Source organism: Paenibacillus andongensis (assembly GCF_025369935.1).
Lineage (GTDB): Bacteria > Bacillota > Bacilli > Paenibacillales > NBRC-103111 > Paenibacillus_E > Paenibacillus_E andongensis.
In genome coordinates, this window is record NZ_CP104467.1 from 7,011,643 (window position 1) to 7,034,067 (window position 22,425).

At 44.6% G+C, this 22,425-nt stretch carries 19 protein-coding genes; 4 read left to right on the forward strand and 15 right to left on the reverse strand.

Annotated features, from left to right (window positions below; translation table 11 throughout):
* Nucleotide 1: 1 nt before the first annotated feature.
* The 7 genes from NYR53_RS31265 to NYR53_RS31295 form a co-directional block, all read right to left on the reverse strand.
* Nucleotides 2-1,789 carry a cache domain-containing sensor histidine kinase gene (locus NYR53_RS31265; protein WP_261302928.1) on the reverse strand — a complete coding sequence of 596 codons (1,788 nt, stop codon included), beginning with the start codon at nt 1,787-1,789 and terminating at the stop codon, nt 2-4.
* 102 nt (nt 1,790-1,891) lie between these two features.
* Nucleotides 1,892-3,235, reverse strand: a complete 1,344-nt coding sequence (locus NYR53_RS31270; protein ID WP_261302929.1) for an ABC transporter substrate-binding protein — start codon at nt 3,233-3,235, stop codon at nt 1,892-1,894.
* Between the two features lie 124 nt (nt 3,236-3,359).
* Nucleotides 3,360-4,187, reverse strand: coding sequence for a carbohydrate ABC transporter permease (locus tag NYR53_RS31275; protein WP_261302930.1), 828 nt, complete (start codon nt 4,185-4,187; stop codon nt 3,360-3,362).
* A 21-nt stretch (nt 4,188-4,208) separates the two neighbouring features.
* Complete coding sequence (locus tag NYR53_RS31280; protein ID WP_261302931.1) at nt 4,209-5,153, reverse strand: carbohydrate ABC transporter permease; 945 nt, start codon at nt 5,151-5,153, stop codon at nt 4,209-4,211.
* Between the two features lie 330 nt (nt 5,154-5,483).
* On the reverse strand, nt 5,484-6,929 hold the full coding sequence (locus tag NYR53_RS31285; protein ID WP_261302932.1) for a DEAD/DEAH box helicase: 1,446 nt from the start codon (nt 6,927-6,929) through the stop codon (nt 5,484-5,486).
* A gap of 234 nt (nt 6,930-7,163) precedes the next feature.
* A complete protein-coding gene (locus NYR53_RS31290; RefSeq protein ID WP_261302933.1) occupies nt 7,164-8,825 on the reverse strand; it encodes a DUF4091 domain-containing protein in 1,662 nt (553 codons plus the stop codon).
* Between the two features lies 1 nt (nt 8,826).
* Entirely contained in the window at nt 8,827-9,963 is a 1,137-nt protein-coding gene (locus NYR53_RS31295; RefSeq protein WP_261302934.1) for a Gfo/Idh/MocA family protein, read from the reverse strand.
* 154 nt (nt 9,964-10,117) lie between these two features.
* On the opposite strand from NYR53_RS31295, the gene NYR53_RS31300 reads away from it, so the two are divergent.
* A complete protein-coding gene (locus tag NYR53_RS31300; RefSeq protein ID WP_261302935.1) occupies nt 10,118-11,032 on the forward strand; it encodes an AraC family transcriptional regulator in 915 nt (304 codons plus the stop codon).
* A 140-nt stretch (nt 11,033-11,172) separates the two neighbouring features.
* Here the strand turns inward: NYR53_RS31300 and NYR53_RS31305 are convergent, their stop codons facing one another.
* The 4 genes from NYR53_RS31305 to NYR53_RS31320 all read right to left on the reverse strand — a co-directional run bounded on the left by NYR53_RS31305 (nt 11,173) and on the right by NYR53_RS31320 (nt 13,861).
* Nucleotides 11,173-11,535, reverse strand: coding sequence for a DUF4362 domain-containing protein (locus NYR53_RS31305; RefSeq protein WP_367618682.1), 363 nt, complete (start codon nt 11,533-11,535; stop codon nt 11,173-11,175).
* Between the two features lie 33 nt (nt 11,536-11,568).
* The gene (locus NYR53_RS31310) at nt 11,569-12,096 is read right to left on the reverse strand and encodes a GNAT family N-acetyltransferase (protein ID WP_261302936.1); all 528 of its coding nucleotides are present in this window, start codon (nt 12,094-12,096) and stop codon (nt 11,569-11,571) included.
* 26 nt (nt 12,097-12,122) lie between these two features.
* On the reverse strand, nt 12,123-12,455 hold the full coding sequence (locus NYR53_RS31315; RefSeq protein WP_261302937.1) for a DUF3024 domain-containing protein: 333 nt from the start codon (nt 12,453-12,455) through the stop codon (nt 12,123-12,125).
* A 185-nt stretch (nt 12,456-12,640) separates the two neighbouring features.
* Nucleotides 12,641-13,861 (reverse strand): serine hydrolase domain-containing protein, encoded by a 1,221-nt coding sequence (locus tag NYR53_RS31320; protein WP_261302938.1) that lies wholly within the window; start codon nt 13,859-13,861, stop codon nt 12,641-12,643.
* Nucleotides 13,862-14,061: 200 nt separating this feature from the next.
* Between NYR53_RS31320 and NYR53_RS31325 the strand changes: the two genes are divergently transcribed.
* The 3 genes from NYR53_RS31325 (at nt 14,062) to NYR53_RS31335 (ending at nt 16,918) form a co-directional block, all read left to right on the forward strand.
* Complete coding sequence (locus tag NYR53_RS31325) at nt 14,062-14,649, forward strand: P-loop nucleotide/nucleoside kinase family protein (protein ID WP_261302939.1); 588 nt, start codon at nt 14,062-14,064, stop codon at nt 14,647-14,649.
* Nucleotides 14,650-14,778: 129 nt separating this feature from the next.
* Nucleotides 14,779-15,792, forward strand: a complete 1,014-nt coding sequence (locus NYR53_RS31330; RefSeq protein WP_261302940.1) for a LacI family DNA-binding transcriptional regulator — start codon at nt 14,779-14,781, stop codon at nt 15,790-15,792.
* Nucleotides 15,793-16,036: 244 nt separating this feature from the next.
* Entirely contained in the window at nt 16,037-16,918 is an 882-nt protein-coding gene (locus NYR53_RS31335; protein ID WP_261306589.1) for an ArsR/SmtB family transcription factor, read from the forward strand.
* 240 nt (nt 16,919-17,158) lie between these two features.
* Here the strand turns inward: NYR53_RS31335 and NYR53_RS31340 are convergent, their stop codons facing one another.
* The 4 genes from NYR53_RS31340 to NYR53_RS31355 form a co-directional block, all read right to left on the reverse strand.
* Entirely contained in the window at nt 17,159-18,340 is a 1,182-nt protein-coding gene (locus NYR53_RS31340) for an MGDG synthase family glycosyltransferase (protein ID WP_261302941.1), read from the reverse strand.
* Nucleotides 18,337-19,011: a phosphatase PAP2 family protein gene (locus tag NYR53_RS31345; RefSeq protein ID WP_261302942.1), complete on the reverse strand. Its 675-nt coding sequence runs from the start codon at nt 19,009-19,011 to the stop codon at nt 18,337-18,339. The genes NYR53_RS31340 and NYR53_RS31345 overlap by 4 nt, the downstream gene beginning before the upstream one ends.
* A 187-nt stretch (nt 19,012-19,198) precedes the next feature.
* Entirely contained in the window at nt 19,199-19,591 is a 393-nt protein-coding gene (locus tag NYR53_RS31350) for a hypothetical protein (RefSeq protein ID WP_261302943.1), read from the reverse strand.
* A 44-nt stretch (nt 19,592-19,635) separates the two neighbouring features.
* Nucleotides 19,636-22,311 carry a YhgE/Pip domain-containing protein gene (locus NYR53_RS31355; RefSeq protein ID WP_261302944.1) on the reverse strand — a complete coding sequence of 892 codons (2,676 nt, stop codon included), beginning with the start codon at nt 22,309-22,311 and terminating at the stop codon, nt 19,636-19,638.
* Nucleotides 22,312-22,425: the final 114 nt, after the last annotated feature.

Below are 22,425 nucleotides of genomic sequence, written 5' to 3' on the forward strand. Positions count from 1 at the left end.
GTTACTCCTCCTTTCCTGCTTGTTGTGGAAAACGCAGCACAATCTGCGTTCCCTGATCTGGCCCGCTTTCGATTTCATAATCAAAACGATGACCATAAATTAAACGAAGTCGTTCAAATACATTGTGTAAACCAATGCCTGACAAGGCTGGGCTGCTTGTTTCTTGAGATTGCCGGGTTGGAACGACATCCAAATGATTGCGAAGGGCAGTTAGACGTTCAGGGGGCATCCCAACACCCGAATCTCTAACTTCCACTTGCAGCTTCTCATCCTCACAAATCCTTGAAGCTATGGTAATTTCCCCTGCTTTACTTTTAAGCCCATGTATATAAGCGTTCTCAATAAGCGGTTGTAATAAAAACCTAGGTATTTCAAACAAAAGGGTGTCTGAAGCCGCAGAAATCTGCAATTGCACTCGATCACCGTGTCTAGAATTTAACAGTCGAATATAATGTTCGTTGATCTCAATTTCTTCATGCAGCGAAATGTATTCATTGTTGCGGTTGATCGTCATCCGTAACAGTGATGATAATGAACTGATCAGCTCCGCATTCTCGGAATCACCCTTCATCATGATTTTCAGACGGATCGAATTGAGCACATTAAATAGAAAATGCGGATTAATTTGCGCCTGCAGCATGGCTAGCTCTGCCATACGCTTTAATTCCTGTTCGCGGCGATTCTCTTCTAACATCCGTTCTATGCGGTCGATCATTCGGTCGAAAACATAGCCAAGCCGCCCTACTTCATCGCCCCCGCTGATGTTCGATCGCTCACTCAGTTGACCGGATTCAATGCGGACGACGGTTTGGACAAGCCGCGCAATCGGTTTCGTAAGCGTACGCACCATATAAAGGAGCACGACAGCGAATAGGATTAAAAAGAATAGCTGAATCAGGAAATCAGTCTTTCGGAACGACTCAATCTTGTGGGCAGCACTTTTATAAGGACTCATATTCACAAGCTTCCATTCGGGCGTTAAATGATTGCTATGCAAGATGTAATCTTCTCCATCTACCTTCACAAATGAAGATCCATCCTGCGCCGGAAGCTGATCATAGTAAGGGAACGGACGACCGATAGTGGTGGAGTCTTTATCGACCAGAATTCGCCCCTGACCGTCAATAATGACCATCGACTCATTGTTTTTGTATTGATCAAATAACTGTTGAATTGTGCTTAATTCCATTCCAACAACCACATAACCGTATGTTAATCCATTGATGCGAAGCGGTTTTGCTGCAGCCAATAAATAGGGTTGACTAGATGCTTGATTATAGTTGGGTTCTGCTCCTATCCATTTGACATTATAACCGGACACCTTCTCCACATCACTAAACCAATTTTTTTGTAGGAATTCATTCGGGTTAAAAGCAAAGGTTGAATAAGAAGCAACATATTCACCATTAGGCAAAAGCACTGTGACGTACAAATTACCAAATGAGTTGATGACCGTAGTCATCTTCTTGATTATCGTTTGTTTATAAGCCAATACATCGCCTTTATCAGTCAGGTCATTTGCCCTGCCTAATTCCCGAATGGAAGGCTGCAGATCCTCATCAAATTGAATGAAATTCATCACATAAAGCATATTTTTCATTTGTCCGTCTACAATCTGATTGACGATCCGCATTGATTCTTGCGAGTTATCAGCCACTTGCGACCTCACAGCATCCCGTGTTAGCAGACTGGAAACGTTCATGGAAACGATGGAAGGAAGAACGAGACAAATCAGAATCGTCAGCACCAATTTATTGCGTAGTGATAAGGTACGAAGCCAACTCGGCACTGCACTCTCCTGCCTTTCGGATAAATCAATGAAATGGGAAAAAGAGGAGCCCTAGGCCTCCTCTTTCAATTATATCAGGAATGTTGCACGGTTCGTTAATGACTACTTGGCATTGCTCTTACGGATATCTTCAATTTTCGTTTTTGCCGTTTGAATCGTTTTCTCCAGATCCTGCTTGCCTGTTAAGAACAGCTCAACTTGCGTTAAGAATTCCTTCTCTTGCTGTAGGGCAAATGTCGGAGGAATAACAAGCTTCGTTGGTTTATTTACTTTCAATGTAGCCAGCAATGAATCCTTATCGATCAGAGCAGCTTGTTCTGGTTTACCATTTTTCAGAATCGAATCTACATTCTTAGCCAAGTCAGCTTTCTTCCAACCCGAGAAGAACAGACCCTGTGTTTGAATTCCTTCCGTCGTATACCATTTCACAAAGTCATATGCCGCTTGCTTATTCTTGGAACTTGCTGCGACACCCACGAAGTCTGCGCCTCCAATTGTTAGACCGTTCGCATCTTTCGCGTCATACTTCGGATATGGAGCAAACACTGTCTTAAATTTTGCATTCAGCGCCAGTTCTCCTACCATCCAGTTCCCTGTTGCTAACATCGCTGTTTTACCGGCATAGAAAACGTCACGGTAAGCCATTTTTTGCGACACAACTTCAAAGTAAGGAACGGATGATTTGTCTACATTTTCCATTTTGTTACGTAAATCGAGGGAGAAACGGACCTTTGGATTATCGATATTCTGTGTACCGTCAGGTTTCACAAGGTAAGCATTATCCGTGTCGCTGTTCAGTGCCAATTCCGCGTATTCTTTCCATGTATGGAAGTAGGATCCGTACTGCTTGGCTGCGCCTTCACCCTTGGTCAATTTCTTAGCATACTCCGCATAATCATCCCAGGTCCACTCTGTTGGCACGGGCAGTTTCGCTTCATCCAACTTATCTTTGTTCAATAGAACGAACCATTCAGCCATTTTACCCGGCAGAGCATAATATTTACCGTTTACGACCGGGTCAAGTTTATATTCATCTTTAACAACAATGTTATCTTTCTTCAAATAATCATCAAGCGGCTCCAAGATACCTGCTCCTATGCGTTGAACGAATTCGGGTGCGCTTGAATACATAACAACGTCCATTTGATCGCCGGAAGCGGCTAATAGGTCCAGCTTTTTCATCCCTTCTTGGGAATCGCCCTTCTCCGACATGCTTTCATAAACAACTTTCACGTTCGGGTGAGTTTTATTGTAAGCTTCAACAGTCGCGTTCCAGTTCCCTTGAGCCTCGGTGTACCATCCTTGTACTTTAATTGTAACCGGAGCTTTAGTCGTTGCTGCTGCATCCTTACCACTATCTGCTGCTGGTGTATCTCCTTTGCCACAGCCTGCAAGTGCAGTACTAATTGCTAGGACACCGCTTAGTACTAATAAACTCTTTTTCATAGGAACCCCTCCAAGTTGTATTCGTTATTTTGAAAACCTTTACATGATCGATCGTAACAAACTTGTATGGAGCACACGAGGCACTATTTTAACCTCATGCACTCATTTTTTGACCTTTTAACCCTTAGCCTTTAACGCCACCCATCGAGATGCCCTCGATAACTTGTTTTTGACCAATGATGAAAATGATAAGTAAAGGTACGATTGCCGATACAGAAGCGGCCATGATGAGTGAGTAGAACTCTCCATTTAAATCGGCAAAGGATCGGATGCCAAGAGGCAGTGTGAATAAATCTTTCGTTCTCAAGAAAATAAGCGGGTTCTGGTAGTCGTTCCAGGTCCAGATAAAACGCAGAATCGCATAAGTCGCGATCGCTGGACGTACAAGCGGTGTACAGATAGAGAAGAAAATCCGGACATGACCTGCTCCATCCATACGCGCTGACTCGATAAACTCCTCATGAATGCCCATATAGAACTGACGAAGCATGAAAGTCCCGAGAACACTGAAGGAGCCTAGCAAAATCAAGCCAAAGTGACTGTCAAACAAGCCCATCCAGCGGAACAAAAGAAATTGCGGAACGAGAATCGCTTGACTGGGAATCATATAGATCGCTAGGACAAGAACAAAGAGCACATGACGGCCGCGAAACTTAATCTTCGAGAAAGCATAGGCTGCCATGGAGGAAAGCAGAACGGAAAGCGCCGTCGTCAAAACGGAAACTTTGATAGAATTCCAGTAATACAGGGAGAACTTCGTTGACCACACTGTCTTATAATTTTCAATCAAATTCCAATGCTTTGGAATCCACTGAATGGGATATAGAAACACATCAGCTTCCGGCTTCATCGATGCGGATATCATCCATAAGAAGGGAGACATGAACAATATGCCTATGATAAACATAAGGATAGTTAGCAGCATTTTTTTAACATTTCGAAACTTGTTCATCGGTTTACTCCTCCTTCTTCTCTAGTAATTGACCCATCTACGTTGTCCAAACCACTGAACGAGTGTAATCAGGAGGACAAAGACCAGCAGCACAATAGCCATAGCGGAGGCATAGCCGGATTGTAGGTTAATGAAAGCCGTCTCATACAAACGATATACGACCACACTGGTTGAATTCGCCGGACCGCCGCCTGTTAGAACGGAAATAACATCGAACGCTTTGAATGTTCCTATTATGCCTGTTACGAGTAAGAAGAATGTGGTTGGCGATAAGAGCGGCACCGTTATGCTGAAAAATTGTCTCAACTTCGAAGCGCCATCAATGTCCGCAGCCTCATAAAGATCGTTCGGAATCGACTGCAAACCGGCCATAAAGATAATCATGTTATATCCGATGCTCACCCAAATCATAAGTCCCATCACACAATATAAAGCAAAATCCGGATCGGCAAGCCATTTTGGCGGGTTCGCTATCCCCCAGTCGATTAAAATTTGATTAATCGGTCCATAGGTTGGGTGGAATAATACCTGAAACACAATAGCTACAGCAACTACGCTCGAGATGTAAGGAATGAAATATACCACTTTAAAGAAGTCTTTAAAATGAATTTTCTTATCAATGACGACCGCCAAAACAAGCGAAAAGATCAATATTAGCGGCACTACAATCATTAAAATCAGGTTGTTTTTAAGGGATAAAAGAAAGACAGAGTCATGCACAAGCTTAACAAAGTTATCTAAGCCGAGAAATTTCACTTTAGAAAATCCGGCAACAAAGTTCCAATTCGTAAAACTGAGGAAAAAGGACGCTACAATTGGAAATAATGTAAAAATAAATAATCCAAGTATCATGGGACTGACGAATGCGTATCCGACCAGATCCTCGCGCACCTGCTGCATGGACCGCTTCCGCTTCACTTGTACGGATGGAATGGTGCCTGCTTGTGAATGTATTTTGGTAGCCATGAATTCACCCCATGTCGTGTTTTCTCTAGTCTACCTTGGTGGAGAAGGATCGGTAAGTCAATTAATTGACCCCTTTGGGTAAAATTTTAACCTGAAGGCATGTATTGTGGCTTACGGGCAAAATTCGCAGGCTCCACCTTTTGGGTCCAACCCATATCAAACCCATTCTACTCTCGCATGCAATATTGTAGTTTGTACAACTTTAAGCTGGCTAATCCGCGTTATCCCTGCGATTGTTGCAGAACGTACAACATTTTTCGCAAAAAGTGGTGGTCAACCCCAAACGGCAAAAAATCCGATGAGCCCTAGAGGCCAACCGGATCGTTGATCTTACTTATTCGCTTCATGCACCTTAAGCAGCTTGCCTTTAATCGTCGTATTCTTCATAATTTTGAGCACCAGCGGGCCTTTACCATTTAAAATATCCACATACGACACATTATCCTGAATCGTAATGATACCGATATCGTCTGCCGTCACACCTTCGATTTTGGCTAGGGTTCCCACAAAGTCTACCGCTCGAATCTTTTTCTTTTTCCCACCGTTAAAATAGAGCTTCATAATCCCCTTGTTCAGTTGGTCGCTTTTATCCCTCTTAATGACAGGTGTAGCCTGCATTTTCTGATCAAAAGCCGATTGTCCAAGTGCAACCTCTTCTGCCGTAGGAGCATCTTTTCTCGGTATTTCGAATCCTAGATAGCCTTCAATATCCGCTAGAAACTTGTCCTCATTTGGCGTAACAAACGTAATCGCCTTACCCGTCTTCCCCGCACGTCCCGTTCTTCCGATTCGGTGGACATAGCTTTCTTTTTCAAGCGGAAGATCGTAGTTAATGACATGCGTGATATCCTCCACATCAATCCCTCGCGCCGCGACATCCGTGGCGACTAAGAAACGGAATTCCCCTCTTTTGAAAGCATTCATGACTAGGAATCGATCGTCCTGCACCATGCCCCCATGGATCTTATCGCACGGATAATCTAGCTGCTCCAACTGTCTATATAAGTAGTCGACATGCTCTTGCGTCCGGCAGAAAATGATGCAATTATCCGGATTCTCCACCACGAAGACATCCTTAAGCACATTAAGCTTATCGTTTTCTCGAACCGTTATGATCGAATGCTCAATCTGAACCTTGGACGCCTCAGGCGTTTGAATCTCAATATCGATAGGGTTATGCATGTATCGATGGCATAATTGTTCCACATCATCCGGAAGTGTTGCCGAAAATAACATCGTCATACGATCCGTCGGCAGCTCATCAATAATTGCTCCCACCTGCTCAATGAAGCCCATCCGCAGCATCTCATCCGCTTCATCGATGACTAGATATTTCAGCCGCTCCAAGTCCAGCGTCCCTTTCTGAATATGATCCAGTACACGGCCCGGCGTACCAACAACCACATGGCATTTCTGGTGCAGCTCTAGCTTCTGCTTGGCAAAAGGCTGCTTCCCATACAGCGCCACCGCTTTAATCCGCTTAAATCTCCCAATGTTCGTGATGTCTTGCTTCACTTGATCGGCGAGCTCTCTCGTCGGTGTCAAAATCAGCGCCTGCGGTCTGTTCTCTTCCCACGCCACCAATTCACAAATCGGTATGCCAAACGCCGCCGTCTTCCCGCTTCCCGTACGTGACTTAACCGTGAGATCCTTCTCCTGCAGCGCGATAGGAATCACTTCGTTTTGCACGTCTGTCGGCTGCTCGTATCCAAGGCTGTACAGGGCGCGGATGATATCCTCGCTCAATTTATAATCCGTAAAACTTCTTATACCCACGAATAAACTCCCCTTCTTCTTGCTGTTCTTCCTATATTACTACATCTTGCCTCGGGAACAAAAAAAGTGGGTTGAGGTTAGCGCGGGGAAGTTGCCGGGGCATTGCAATGACGGAGGCGTAAAGACAAATTATTCTTTATGCTGGTGATGACAGGAGCAAGAACGTCATTTGACGGGCTGTAGCAGCAAGAAGGACAACCCCTAAGAGGAGTTGTCCTTCCTGTTTCAAGTTCGTTATTTTACTGCATGCTCTGCAATCGCCCGATTAATCTTCTCGCGAATGGATAACATCCATTCCTTGCTGTGCGGGTATTCAGAGAATGTTAGCGGCTGCTCTAAGCCTTCCTCCAGAAGCGCGATTGTCCGCTCTTTGCCAATAAATTGTTCAAGCAGCTCCAGTGCTCGCAAGTCCTGCTGTGCTTCATAGAGCACCTCGAGCCGAATGGATTCGACTGGCCCGTCTTCCCCTGGGTACACCAAGAAGGAATCGCCGGATGGAAAAGCATGAAGGGCGTCGGTCACCAGGAACGGATTCAACTTTTTGATCGAACACTGCGAATACCAGAAGTTATAGCCCCAATGTAAAAAGCCCCTAATATCAAACTTATACAACTGCAAGCCCAATACACGGTTGCGTGCAGAAGGCATGTTGAAGAAGCGATTCGATACATGCTTATACTGCACACAGCAATAATAAGTCCACAGGTCTGGCACTTGTGCTTGCAAGAAGTCCTCAATATGATTATTACCCGGTATTGGCCTTTTTACGATCCCCTTCTCGTAGAAGGCGATTTCCGAAAGAGCATCGATAATCGGATATTCGGACAAATGCTCATGAATAATGTTGGAGGCATGGAGATAGGATTCCAAATGATCCGTGGTAGGCTCATCCGAGATATGGAAGTAACTCCGCTCCTCAATTCCCAGCTGCTTGATAACAAGCTTCAGCTCCGGCAAAAACTGCTTAAGAAAATTCCTGTACGCATCCCCTGAAGCATCCGTATCCCAGCCAAAGATGCGGCACGCCTCCCCATTCACGTTAGCAATAATCTTCGGAGCGTGCTTAGCCCCCCATTGCGTGAACAAATGTGAGAATTCGATATACGCAGCACCCTTGCTTAAGCAGAGTTCCACCCATCGCTTCAGCTTGGTAAAGCCGAACGCGTAGCGGTCTCCTTCACCTGTCACTTCAACATCGACCAGCTGAACAGTCGGCCGTTCTCCGCCGATTTCCGTATCTAGGGGCGGGGTAAATAACGGCGTAAGTATCATATTCATACCGTGTTTAACTGCCGTATCTATATATTTCTCAATGAGCTGCCAGTGCTCCTCACTAAAGATATCCACCTTGTAATAGGTAGCCAAGCAATCCGTGTGAAACCATTCCGTATGAATGAGTCGCGGTTTGGGAAGCTCAGCTGCGATGATCTCAAGCTCGAACGTTTCTTCCCCCAGATGTTCTCCTTCCTTGGATTCGAAGCGGAGTTTAACCGGGTACTGTCCGGGATTTATCGATCCAATCAGTTCGATGTCGACCCAGACGGACCTCCATTGTCCGGCCATAACTGTGACAGAGCCGTCTTCCAACGGGTATAAAGGGTCGGGATATAACCCGGGAGTCGTCCGCAGCACGTTGTCATCATGATCGGGATAACAACACATTTCCGAAGGAGAAAGTCCGATAGAACGAACTGTGACTGGTGCGGACAATGACGACTCGACGTGCACCCGTACCTGCTTCAGCATTTGATTTGCCGTATAAGCAATCTGAAAAGCGAATGTTTCACCTAGCAAAGCAGAAGCTCTATGAAACGGCGCATCCGCTGGCGATTGATCGGCAAATACTTTGGAAAGCGAGCTCAGACATAGGGTTTGAAAAGACAGTTCCTGCTTCATATTAAAATCCCTCCCAATAAACAGATTGGAAACTTCCGGTTTCGGCCGATTCCTTCGCTTTCAAACAGAGCAGCGCACTCGACAGTCCATCTTCTAGCGGTGAGATGGAAGCGGCTGTGCCGCGCATGACATCGACGAAATTTCGTGCAAGCTCGGTATCCCCGCCAAAATGCCCTGCATTGGAAGAGAATTCATAGGTCTCTATCCGAGGCGTATGATGCATGAACACCTTCACCTTGCCCGTAATGAAATCAAACTCGACCGTTCCCTTGTGACCCATAAACCGCGCTCCGCGGGCTCCTGCATCTCCTTGCACAAAAAAGTTTTGAGAATACGAAGCGTGCATGCCTGTAGGATAACGCATCAAGACGCTGCCCGAATCTTCATTGCCTGTATCTTGCGCATAGCAGCAGCTCTGCCATGACGGATCCAAATCCGTACGAAAAGCCGCGCTTTCTGAGCAGCTTCGATTGTCTTCACAGTCGACACACTTCAGCCCTGCAGGCTTGCTGCCCTTAAATATTTGCTTCGACGTCATCGCACACACACTCGTTGGCTGAAGCCCCAGTACATAATTGATATAGTCGAAATCATGTGTTGCCTTCTGCAGGAAGAGCCCCCCGGTTTCGTTCTCATCCCGGTACCAGTTCTGAAAGTAAACTCTGCCATATGTCACATTATTGATAGCCTGAACATGCTCCACGGTTCCAATTTTACCTGAATCAATAATTTCCTTTACCAGCTGGACGATCAAAGTAAGCCTAAGGGGAAATGACACCACCACCTGTGAACGAGACGCCTTATACCCCGTCTTCAAGCGCAGTAAATCTTCCATTGTTGTGGATACCGGCTTCTCAAGATATAGGGGTATTCCGGTCGGAAGCACCTTAAGCGCCATCGAAGTATGCAGCGAGCATCGTGTGCCGATAAGAACACCATCCAGCCTTTCCGATGCTAACATCTGTTCAGCCGTTTCATACAATTGCACATTCTCTAGCCCTTGTTGCCGCAATTCCTCTCTGATCTTATCTTTTCTGATGTCTACAATCGACTTTATTTGACAACTCGGATCTTGCTTCATGACTTCGCTAATGACGTATTGAATTCTAGCCCCGTAACCAATTACACCTAATTTCATGTAAGAATCCCCTCAATTTATTCGCTTAAGATACCCTTAGTATAAGAGGATATCTTCCGCTTTTCTTTGTCCTTTAGGGCGATTTTTTTGTAATTTTGGTGTGATATAATACGCTTATGGGAATCACTCGGGGACGAATAGGGGTTGGCGCAAAATGACAGTGGAACCATCGCAGCATGAAGTCCACCAAAGAACACATTTGAAGATGACTATCGTTATAAACAAGGTCATTACCATGCATTATTTTGAGTATGGGAAAAATTTCGTGTTTAATGGGGAACGTCATAATTTCTGGGAATTTCTATATGTAGATAGAGGGGAGATCGAAGTGATGGCGGATGAAACCCGCCACCTCCTGAAGCAAGGGACAATCATTTTTCATAAACCCAATGAATTTCATAGTTTCTATGCCACGAGAGGGAAAGCGCCTAATCTAGTCGTCATGACCTTCGATTGCCATTCGAAAGCGATGGAGCGCTTCGCCAATCAAGTCCTTCATCTGGAAGATGAGGAAAGAAATCTTCTGACCCAAATCGTTAAGGAAGGTGAGAATGCTTTTCATTTTCCTTTTGGGCACCCTTTGAAGCGACATACGGACGCTCCAATCGGAAGCGAGCAATTAATCAAATGTTACTTGGAAATTTTCCTGGTCCGTTTACTCCGTAAGGAGGGTTTAAGCGATCCCTCGAAGCCCCTGTCTTCTGCGGCCAAAGAAAAAAATGTCGATGAAACTACGAAGAGAATTATTGATCTTCTGGCAGAACGCATGGACACCAACATTTCTTTAGACGAGATTAGTCATTTATTATATATAGGGAAAACACAGTTAAAGGATAAGTTCAAAAAAAATACGGGACACACAATTATCGAATACTTTTCCAAAATGAAGATTGAGCAAGCTAAGCTGCTGATGCGCGAGGAAGCCATCAATTTTACGGAAATCTCACAACGTCTTGGCTTCAGCAGCGTCCATTATTTCTCCAAAGCGTTCAAAAAAACAACCTCGATGAGCCCCTCCGAGTATGCCCGAACTGTGAAAGCAAGGCTGGGGGACGGTCCTTCACGATGAAGTAAACATGGTTCATTCGACTGCATGTTGACGATAGCTTTGTGGGCTGGTTTCATATACTTTACGGAACATTTTGGTGAAATGGTAAAAAGGGCAGGCTGAGTGTTCTAATCAGCCTGCCCTTTAGACCAAGAAAAAAATTACTGATCTTTAAGCATTAAGAAAATTTCTTTTTTATCGCCCGAGTGAAATCCAATAATCTCCTTACAGTCCGTCAAAATATATTCTAACCCTTTTGTACTGCCTTCTCTTTTTACACTTCTCTTTTCAATTTTATTGCACGATGTTCTATCTTTCCCTTTTTGATTTCCACCATGTTTATCTCTTGTGTTATCGAATGTATAGTTAATTTGCTTCCCATCATAATAGAGATCGCTTAGTATTGGATCCCCTTCCTCTGTGTAAGTAGTAATTCTAAGTCTAGATGCTTTCTGCTTTTCAAAATCAGTAAGAAAAGAATCCATCTTTTCAGGGTTCATTGGCCCTAGATGACCTACAATGATATCTCCATTACTCTTGGCGTCTTGCCAAACGACTTATAAAGTTATAATCATATGTATGTCCTTCGGCTCTTTTTCAAATAGTTCTGGATCAATTTCTTCTGCTGCTGCACTACCACATGAACGGTAGAAATTCACAGCAGATTCTGTTTCTGTTGATGAAATATATAAATACTTAGCTCCTTTGCGTTTAGCAATCCATGATAATTCTTGAATAATTCTCGTTGCTATCCCTTGTCTTCGGTAATTCTGTGATACATACATAAGGTCTACTTGTAATTGGTCACGGTTAGCGCCTCTAAAATTATGGGCAAGGACTCCAAACCCAACAAGTAATTCATTATCAAATGAACCAACAGCAGTTCCGCCATTTATCAATTCAAAATGGTAACGTTCCTCTAATTGCCTAATTTGATTTTCATCCCACCTGACACATTCAAGATCCGTCACAACTTCGACTATGTCTGGTCCTTGTTGGACATAAATCAAATTAATTGTTTCAGATCTATCAATCTCCTTTATCTTAACAGACTCTTCTGCGACCATTTTTCGAAAAGTAACCATTACATTCCCCTTCTAATCATTCGTCTTTATCCCCAAAACACTCCTGTATTGTCCTGATCAACGAATTGCAATTGTTTTTCAAAATTACTATCTGGTTCGATATGCTCAACCCAGTGCCATTTATCCCTACTGTCTCTCCAATAGACCTTCCATACATTTGATTCCATTCTGAACTGCGCAATGTCAAATTGCGTCCATTCCGTACCGATATATGGTTCTCTTTCCTCTATGAGTGTCACATTGTTCCCTCTAAACTTATATATCAACCGAACCTGATTGTTTAAATGTTTGGGTATCTTCTTCTCAATATATGCCTGTAAAATGTTTTCTAATCGTTTCTTTGTGAACTCGTCCAGCATTATTCCACCTCATATTATTCAAGATTATCTTCAAATCAAAAATTCATTTACTCCCCTAATTATTAATTCTATTAACTCAAATAAATCCCTGCACTTTTAACGAACTACTATTCACTTTATCGCAAACAAAAGGAGCTGCCGCAGCAGCTCCTTCGCTATTTCCATAACCTTATCTATCTACTACTCTAACCCATCTTAAAAGCCTCAATAGCCTGACCCAATCCAGCAAATGCCTCCGAATTCTCTGGAATCGGCTTATCCGATCGAATAGCCCCAACCACATGGTTCAGCAGTAGTTCCGGCATGTCCACATCGGCCGAATGCGCTGTAGCTGCAACGACTAATTGCAGGTCAGGGACAACAAATATGCGTCTTCCGCCTGAACCAGATGCATAGAAGAACTCATGCTGCTTTTTGCTTCCTCGGACTAGCCCCTGAGCCAATGGCTTGGACCACCAGTAATAGCCGTAACCACCTTGTGTACCATTGCTATAATTGAGGAATACGCGCTTAGTCACCGACTCCCGGATCCATGACTTTGGCATAATGGTTTTATCTTCCCACTGGCCTTCCTTTAGATACAGGTAGCCAATTTTGGCCATGTCTCTTAACGTTAAAGCCATAGCCCAAGCCCCAATCGTGCAGCCCCCAGGATCATGATTCCAGTTTACCTCTGTTATACCAAGCGGTTCGAATAAGCGGGATTTGGCATAGTCCAACATAGACTCACCTGTTACCTTTTGCAGTACAGCAGACAGAAGATGTGCATCACCATTGCTGTAATTAAATACTGCACCAGGCTGGTTCTTAGCCGGACGTTCCAGAACATACTGCACCCAGTCCGATGAGTACATCATTTCGGTTGAGGATTGTTCATTTTCGTTGTTCCACGCTAGCCCTGAGGTCATGTTAAGCAAATGCTTTAACATAATTTTTGACTTTAGAGGATCACTTTCTAGCTCAGGAAAAAAAGTAGCAAGCCTCTGATCCAGACTTATTAGCTTCCGCTCAGACATGGCAATACCGATCAATGCGGACGTCACGCTTTTGGTCACGGACTTCACATCTTGCGGCAAGTCAGCTTGGGTACTCGTATTATAAGCTTCTACAACTAAATGTCCGTTACGAATAACCGCCACACTATGTACCTGCTGGTCGCGAAATACTTCAATCATCTTGGCTAGTCCAGCCGAGTTCATCCCTTGCGCCTCTGGCGTCGACGTTTTCCAACCTTCGGTAGGCCAATCATTAGCCCTTTTTTCAGAAATACTATCAGAATGGATGGTCATTTGTGGAATTGATTTGTTCAAAATATGAACTTGTTTATTTTGGGTTCCAGACGCAGACAAAGAAAGGGCTGCTGTTTTATTTCCACTTCCGACAAGTGGTTTATTTTTGTTTTTCATCTCTATCTTTCCTTCCAGTATGGTTTTTAGCCCCCCTGTGCTATGTATTTTACATGATAAGTGTGAAGCAATTATGGCTTAAACCTTAATAGAACCTTAATATTAGCTGAACATTTACTGAATTTCATGTGATTTGAGCCCCATATGTTACAATATTCGTACAAATCCCCTTAAAAGGAAACTTTATTCGGAGGTTAGGCATGCGAAAACTCATATTTTTCATAGGTCCCGCAGGTGCAGGGAAAACGACACTCGCCAAAGCATGGGCACGCAAGCACGGCGGAGCTTTTCTAGACATGGACACGCTGCTCCGACCCGCGGCAGAAGCGATCATGACCCTTGCCGGACAAGACCCGAACGACCGGGATTCCCCCACTTACAAGACATACTGTCGCGATTTGGGATACCGCATAACGATGGACGCAGCACTTGAGAATCTCGAGCTAGGCTTGGATGCCATTGTTGTCGGACCTTTCACCAAAGAACTAGCAGATCCGGTTTGGCTGGAAAAGGAACTTTCAAACGTTGGTGCTACGATTAACGATGTATGCGTGAGGGCTGTTTTTGTCTTTTTGCCAAGTGAAAAAGCCTACCAAGAACGTATACAGACTAGAGGCTCCGCTTTGGATGTGTGGAAGCTGGAGAACTGGAAGCATTTCAGCCAGTCGCTCGTCCGTAGAGAAATCAAATGGTCAATTGATCCCTCTTCCATTCTCTATTTCGATAATTCAGGACCGTTTTCATCTGTAAAGCTAGATGAACTTGAGAAATTCATTTATAGAAACTAACAATCCCGATGGCAACATTGACAAGATCTATTTGTAAATTGATTTATTAATTGACCCAACTTTACAAAATACTCCTATACTTATAAAATACAAATAGGATTTACATACTTCTCAAGGGGCCATACATACATGAACTCGAAAATCTCTATGCAAGACATCGCCGATATGTTGGGCATTTCCAAGAATGCGGTCTCCCTGGCCCTTAATAATAAACCTGGCGTCAGCGAAGACTTGCGTTTTCGTATTTTCGAAGCAGCGAATCAGTTGAACTACCGGACAGATACCAAAGCAAAAAAGAAACGCGGGAACCTGCTCGTCTTAATCCCCGAAAACATTCGCAATGATAAAATCTTCTACTATGAAGTGTTCTGGTCTATAGAAAAAAGAGCCAAAGAAATTGGCTACAACGCCATTATCTGCGGTGTTACACAAGAGATGGAGGATCAACTCATCCTGCCGGAGCTTTATCATGAAATTGAATTTCAAGGCATCTTACTCGTTGGCGTCCTGCCTCTTAACTATGTTCGAATGCTTTTTGACTTGGGAATTCCTCTCGTTACGGTGGATCATTATTACGATAGCTTACAGCTTGACGCTGTTGTGACAGCGAATGCTGAAGAGGCTTACAAAATCGTCAATCATCTCATTGACAAAGGTCATCGGCAAATTGGTTTTATCGGTGCGATTAGCAAGTCGAAGAGCTTCAAAGAACGCTGGTCCGGGTACCAAAATGCCTTATCTGATGCGGGGCTGGCAATCGATACGAATCACAGTATCGTCAATCCCTCATCACTGGAGGCGCTAAATTCCACCCCCTCTGAGTTAGCAGCTCATCTTGATGCGATGACTTCCTTGCCGTCAGCCTGGTTTTGTGCGGATGATCGCATTGCGATCTCCTTCATTCAAATCCTTATTTCCAAAGGCCACAAGGTACCGGAGGATTTCTCCGTTGTCGGGTTCGGCGATATTGAAGCGGCTCAAATGATCGCTCCTCGCTTAACGACGATCCAAGTGCAGCGGGAACAGCTCGGCTATGAAGCCGTGGATTTTCTCGTTCGTAGGATCGATGTCAGCGGAAGCCCTGCGAAGATTTCCATCTATGGAAAACTCATCGAGCGTGATTCCTGTAGAGCACTGGGATAAAGATAATCTTTTGAATTCCTCTGACCATCAGAAAATGTTATAATGTCTGTTAGACGAAGAACGTCCTTGAGCCATGTGGCGCAAGGGCGTTTTTTTATTCTTTTATAGGGAGGAAATTGCCAAATGCCAGCAAAACATGCAGTTCAATCTCTTTTAGCGTTGTTTAATTAACCTACAAGTTATACAATGAATAAAAACTTTAGAATGAGGTCCCACTATGCAAATTGAGGTTTCGACCAAAAATATGTCCTTTCTAGAATGTTTCTCCTCGGAGACCCGAGTGAAAATCATTGAGCTCCTAGGTGAAGAACCTTTGAATATCAAACAATTATCACAGCGGTTGGAGATTTCATCCGCTATTGTGACTAAGCATATACAGAAGCTAGAACAAGCCGGAATTGTTATGTCCGAAAGTATGACAGGTGTTCGCGGAACACAGAAAGTATGTTATCTGCAGCTCGAGCAAGCCATGCTTCAGTTCAAAGCAAAGAAACCGTATGAACATCCGACGAATACGATTTCAATTCCGGTTGGACAATACTCATCCTTCGAGGTGAGGCCTACGTGCGGTCTAGCTTCGCCTACGCAAATCATCGGTGTCATTGATGATCCGAGATATTTTGCTGACCCCCATCATGTGCACGCCGGCATCCTCTGGTTCGGCAGCGGTTATGTGGAATATAGAATCCCTAACTTTTTTCACAGCAATCAAAAGCTTCGCTCGATGGAAATTTCTTTTGAAATCTGTTCCGAGGCACCAGGCTTTAACGAGAATTGGCCATCTGATATTTCTTTCTTTATCAATGAAATTCCCTTAGGTCAGTGGACCAGCCCCGGTGATTTCGGAAAACAAAGAGGCGTACTATCTCCGGAATGGTGGGGAAATGGCTTCACTCAGCACGGTCTTTTGAAAATCATCACCGTCAATCCGCAAGGATCTTACTTGGACGGAACGAAGATTTCTGACGTCACCATCCAAGACTTACATATTTCTTTCGCAAAAGACATCCATTTCCGAATTGCATCACTAGAAGACTCCGCAAATTGCGGCGGCATTACTTTGTTCGGCAAGCAATTTGGAAATTATGAGCAAGACATCGTGGTTACGATGCATGAGGATAAGTAGGAACATAGTATTAAAGAGCCCTCTTGGTCCATTGACAAAAACAACATGTCAAGTAAATCCCTAATTCGCAGATTTAAATATGAAAAATCCGGAAACCCCCACGTTGACACCAAACTTGACAGCAAAAAAGCACCTGTACAATTTGAGCCAAAGTACGGTGCTTTTCGAAGGGGAAAAAGAGGGAGAAAGGGACTCCAAAAACAAAACGAACTTTACATTCGTTGTTGATAGCCAAACGAATTAAACATTTGCGTAGGCTAGCTGCAGGCCATCCATGGCAGGGATGAAATGATGGTGAGTATCCAATATCGCATTCAGCGTGTGAAGAGCATCTTGGTTCTGCAGACTAAGTTTGGCATTCTTCTTAAGTCTCACCAGCAAAGACTTGTTGGCGATAACCTCAAGCAATTGTCTTTTTAGCTCCGCCGCTTTCTTCACCTCAATCGCCGCTCCAAGGCCAACAAGAAATGCCGCATTATCCTGCTCTTGTCCAGGAATCGGCTTGTACAGCATCATCGGCAGCTCGAGCGCGAGCGCCTCGGATACGGTAAGTCCTCCCGGCTTCGTCACGATCAGATCGGATAAAGCCATCAGCTCGTGGACATGATCCACGAAGCCTGTGACCATCACGCGATGACGCGTTTTCTCGCCGCCTAGCTCTTCCTCTAGCTGCTGCTTCAGCTTCTCATTGCGTCCGCATACGAATACAAACTGCACCGGCACTGCCAAATCGTCTGATTGCAGCACAGACTTGAATTGCTTGCCGATCAAACCATGTCCGCCGCCCATCACCAGCACGGTAGGCATATCACGGTGCAAACCATGCTTATCACGAAGCTCATTCCGATCATACGTTTGTGTAAATGGCCTCCGAATCGGAATACCCGTCACTACAATACGCTGCTCCGGAATCCGGTAACGCAGAAGCGATTGCTTCACATGCTCGGCACCAACGAGATAGCGATCCGTACCGGGATGAACCCAGTAACTGTGATCCGTATAATCGGTCATCACTGTCACAGTAGGCACCGTCGTTAGTCCGTTACATTTTAAATAGGACATCGCAGCGGCCGCCCCTGGAAAGGTACACACTACTTCCGTCGGCTCCTCTTCTTGCAGCAGTTCCAGCATCCTATCGGTGCTGAACGATTTCATCTTTTTAAACATATGAGACAATGTATTATCCTCTCGGGTCTTGCGGTACAAATACCCGTAAACCGAAGGCAGACTTTTCACCCACTGCATATAACAATATTTGCCCACCGAATGCAGGTAAGGATGCGTCCACTCTAGGAAATCAACCACTTTTACGTCCACATCCGGTTTATAAAACCGTGCGGCTTCCAGAATTGCTTGCGCCGCTTTATTATGCCCGTCCCCTAGGCTGCCTGTCAGGATTAATAGTTTGTCCCTATGTTTCATCTTCTAAGTCCCCCTTCGAACTTTCGCTGCTGCGTATTCACAGCCACCGATTCTTTCAACAAACCCATTCTAAAACGTTCCACAACGTACACGACACCCTCAGAAACCAGCACTGCACCCACAATATCCAGCAGAACATGCTGCTTTACGAGCAGCGTCGATATAATAATGAGCAATGACATGCACGTAACGATTATTTTATAAGGCCAAAATATAACTGTTGATCTTAAATAGGCTCTCATCATTAAATACGAAGTTAGCACATGCGTACTTGGAAAACAGTTAAACGGTTGATCTGAGCGATACACCCACTGTACCATCCGCAGCAGCCAATCGCTTCCGGTTAGCTCCGGCCGAGGAACAGTGGTCTGATATATAGCATATACCCCATAACACAGGAGCAGACCCATTATGAACTGAAAAAGTGTTTTATAGTACATGCTGCGATCCTTATAAGCCAAATATAAGAACCCAACCAACAGAAATCCATACCAAGACAGGTAAGGTATAACGAAGCTCTTCATAAATGGAATTTGCCGATCCAAATCCGTAACTAAGCTGTAAGCCACCCCGTCCGCCTGATTCAGATGAATGTAGATGAGACCCACTAGAGGGATCAATAGCAAGCCGCTGCAAGCCATTATATATGACCACCACGAAGTTTTTTTCACATCAATTCCTCGCTCTCCTTTACGTTATCTTCATTATAAAAGAGATCAAAAAAGTTCTTAACGCACCAAGGTACTGTCTTTCGTTAGCCAAAGGTCGCGAAAAAACCTAGACCAAAGTCTAAGTTCTATTTTCGCAAAAAGGAAAAACACATAGAAAAGACCTGTGACTAAGCACAAGTCCGAAAAGCTAGTTTGTAGAAATCCGTTTTACAAAGGGGGTAGGATCCGCCTCAAAATAAACCAGCATTACTTTATTTTCGCGAGTAAACAAAAGTAATCTGGCTTTTTCATTTTTACTGTAAATAAGGTAGACCTCTGAAATCACTTCATTAACCCACACATTTTCAATTTTAAGTGGTGGTGATAATGGAATTTTGATCATCACGCCATGCGGAGGGGGTTCAAATTTCACTTTGCCATCTATGCCATTGATCGATTTTAACCAGACCAGAACTTCCCCTTGTATTTGTTTGGATGAGGAAGTGATCTTCGTAACCTTACTTAAATCAATGTCAAACACCTCTATATTGGGGGAAATCGCCTGTAAAATTGCGCTCGCCAGTAATAATGTTTTCAGCAAAAGCCCCCCTCCCCTTATGCCTAGCAATAGGTACATAACTTCCTTCAAGAAATCAGCTTCGTCTGCTTCGCCTTTTCCGCAACTTTCTTCGTATAGCCACTAAGCGGCTTTTTCAGTGCAAGAGCAATGACGTAGCAAATCGCAATGAACACGCAAAGGAAGAACACATCCCTAAGCACCACAGAGAGCAGCATGCCGCCAACCGCCTCGCGCATGACACCTACCGCATAAGTGAACGGCACGAGCGGGTTAAGCTTTTGGAAAAAAGGTGATGCTGTGCTAACCGGAAAAGTGCCGCCGGAGCTGGAAAACTGAAGCACAAGGAAAATGATCGCAATGCCTTTGCCAATATTTCCGAATACGGAGACTAATGTGTATGTGATGGTTATGAACACTTTGCTGATAAGAATCGCAAACAAAATGAACCAGAACTTATCCACAACATATGTTCCAAGGAGATACATATCCCCGAGCGTGACAATAATGGCTTGGAGACATCCAACTGTCAGAAAGATGAGCATACGTCCAAAGTAGACATGACGAGGCTTCAGCAGGCCGTCCGGGTTATCCACATCCACTCTCATCATCGAAACAAGAAGCATAGCGCCTACCCACAGGGATAACGTTGTATAAAAAGGCGACATCGCCGACCCGTAGTTCGGAATAGGAAAACGCCTATCCTCTTTAATCAGCACAGGATTCGCGAGGAAATCGCTCTGCTTTTGAATATCATTTTGCAGCAGTCGCAGAATCTCTTCGATACTGCCCCCGCCTTCGACCTTACGGATTTGATCCGCAGCCTTGCGGATAGCCGCCTCAAATTCCGGCAGATCATTGCGCACAAGGTTGGCCGCTAGATGAACAGCACTCTCGACCTCCGGAAATTTCGTCTGGTACAGATCGGATAATTTACGGATCTCATCCTCCGCCGCCGGCAAATCATTGCGCACAAAGTTTGCTGCCTCATGCAGCTTTTGCTCGACTTTGGGTAGATCATTGCGAACGAACGGCGCGGCCTCATTGATTGCGTTGGTGAACTCGTTCATTTTGGTTTGAAGAGTCGTTGACGCTTCGTGTACCTTCGCACGGATATTCGGCAGATCCTTTTGCAGCATATCGAGCTGAGCTTGCGCGAAATGAATGCCGCTCTGCGCGTCCACTAAGATCTCTTTGATATTCGGCAGTTGGGACTGCAGTGTCTGCAGCACAGTAGCTGAGTTTTGGGCAATAGACTTCAATTGCCCCAGTGCCTTGGTGATATTCGGGACAATTTCCGAGTCGTAACGCGACAAGATATTGCCTAATGTACTGCTCGCCTCTTTGGACAATGTGTTCAAATTATCCACAAGATCTTTCGCTGGCTTTTCCCCGCGCTGAATGGCCGATTGGATCTTGCTTAACGTTTGAAGTTGGTTATTGAAATTGGATTTCACACTATTCAAACGGTCTATGGAATCGGTAAACGGGCCATTCGGCAAGTAGGTATTCAAACGCGTAAGCAGGTCGACTGTACGGTCAATGACCGTCACACCAGCAGTAAGGCGATCCGTGAGCAGACCTATAGCAGCCAAAGCTTTCTGCGGGTCAAGATTAGCATCCTGGAGCAAGCCAGTAAGTTGAGTCACAGCATCTGCTGTCTGCTGAAGTAATATCAAATTCTGCTTCACGACAGGGATTATCGCTTGGAACGCAGCATCATTATTTTGCAGAAAGTTAACCAATTGGGTTGCAAATGCGCCACCTTGCGCAGCAATGGCCTCGACTTTAGGCAGGGTGTTTAACGCCGCGGTAACAATTTCGTCCGCCTTGCGTGATTTATCAATCGCCGTGTTCAGAGCCTCTTCCACCTTGCCGAAGTTCTGATCCAGCTCTGCGATACGATCAGCGGCCCGCTGGATCTCCGGCAGTTTCTGTTGAATGACCAACACTTCTTGCGCAGCTGCTTCAATCTTTGGCCAACGTTCTTCAATCTTTAGAACCGTATCTCCGGCCCGATCCATTTCGGGAATTCGTTTCTCGAGCTCGACGATTTTCTGTCCCTTCTCCTTGATTTCGGGCAGCTTCTGCTCGATCTCCAGTGCTTTGTCACCCATAGCCGTAATCTCTGGCAAGCGCTTTTCCAACTCAAAGATCCTTGACTCCATATTTCGAATCGTTGGAAGCTCTTTCTCCAAGTCGATACCGAGCTCTTTCATTCGCGTCAAAATAGACGAACTCACCGTTTTAATAAAATTTTCACTGATTTGCGCCGTCACGTTGGAAGCGCCTTTGCTCGTAATTTTGGGTGCAACCGCATTGATTTTCTCATTTACCGTGTATAAAATCTCCGGCTTTTCCATCGAGCCATCCACAATGCTTGTAATTTTTCGTGAAAAGTCGGCAGGAATGATCAAACTTGCATAATAATCCCCTCGTTCTACACCAACCAAAGCCTCCTGATCGCTTACAAACGTCCAACCTAGGGAATGATTATTTTTCAAATTATCCACAACTTCGTTACCGATATTAATGGTTTTATCTTTGACTGTTGCCCCTTCGTCATTGCTTGTTACCGCAATTTTGATACCAGACGTATTCGCATAGGGATCCCACATCGCCTCTAGATTAATCCAGGCATACACGGACGGTAAAATAGCTAGTGCAATCATAAGAAAAAGACCTGTGGGCACTTTCCACAAGTTCCTAAGATCCGTTAAATAAATGCTCAAAATTTTCTTCATAATACCTCCACAACTTCCAACGATATGGTTAATGTTACCTTTCACCTAAGATACCATACACTTATTTGCCATATTAGAAAAGACTAAATAAAAGAATATCCGGAATCTCCCCAA

Coding starts and splice junctions, on each gene's coding strand:
- NYR53_RS31270 (WP_261302929.1), bottom strand. CDS start 3,235: ATGAAAAAGAGTTTATTAGTACTAAGCGGTGTCCTAGCAATTAGTACT.
- NYR53_RS31275 (WP_261302930.1), bottom strand. CDS start 4,187: ATGAACAAGTTTCGAAATGTTAAAAAAATGCTGCTAACTATCCTTATG.
- NYR53_RS31280 (WP_261302931.1), bottom strand. CDS start 5,153: ATGGCTACCAAAATACATTCACAAGCAGGCACCATTCCATCCGTACAA.
- NYR53_RS31290 (WP_261302933.1), bottom strand. CDS start 8,825: ATGAAGCAGGAACTGTCTTTTCAAACCCTATGTCTGAGCTCGCTTTCC.
- NYR53_RS31295 (WP_261302934.1), bottom strand. CDS start 9,963: ATGAAATTAGGTGTAATTGGTTACGGGGCTAGAATTCAATACGTCATT.
- NYR53_RS31300 (WP_261302935.1), top strand. CDS start 10,118: ATGACAGTGGAACCATCGCAGCATGAAGTCCACCAAAGAACACATTTG.
- NYR53_RS31310 (WP_261302936.1), bottom strand. CDS start 12,096: ATGGTTACTTTTCGAAAAATGGTCGCAGAAGAGTCTGTTAAGATAAAG.
- NYR53_RS31315 (WP_261302937.1), bottom strand. CDS start 12,455: ATGCTGGACGAGTTCACAAAGAAACGATTAGAAAACATTTTACAGGCA.
- NYR53_RS31320 (WP_261302938.1), bottom strand. CDS start 13,861: ATGAAAAACAAAAATAAACCACTTGTCGGAAGTGGAAATAAAACAGCA.
- NYR53_RS31325 (WP_261302939.1), top strand. CDS start 14,062: ATGCGAAAACTCATATTTTTCATAGGTCCCGCAGGTGCAGGGAAAACG.
- NYR53_RS31330 (WP_261302940.1), top strand. CDS start 14,779: ATGAACTCGAAAATCTCTATGCAAGACATCGCCGATATGTTGGGCATT.
- NYR53_RS31335 (WP_261306589.1), top strand. CDS start 16,037: ATGTCCTTTCTAGAATGTTTCTCCTCGGAGACCCGAGTGAAAATCATT.
- NYR53_RS31340 (WP_261302941.1), bottom strand. CDS start 18,340: ATGAAACATAGGGACAAACTATTAATCCTGACAGGCAGCCTAGGGGAC.
- NYR53_RS31355 (WP_261302944.1), bottom strand. CDS start 22,311: ATGAAGAAAATTTTGAGCATTTATTTAACGGATCTTAGGAACTTGTGG.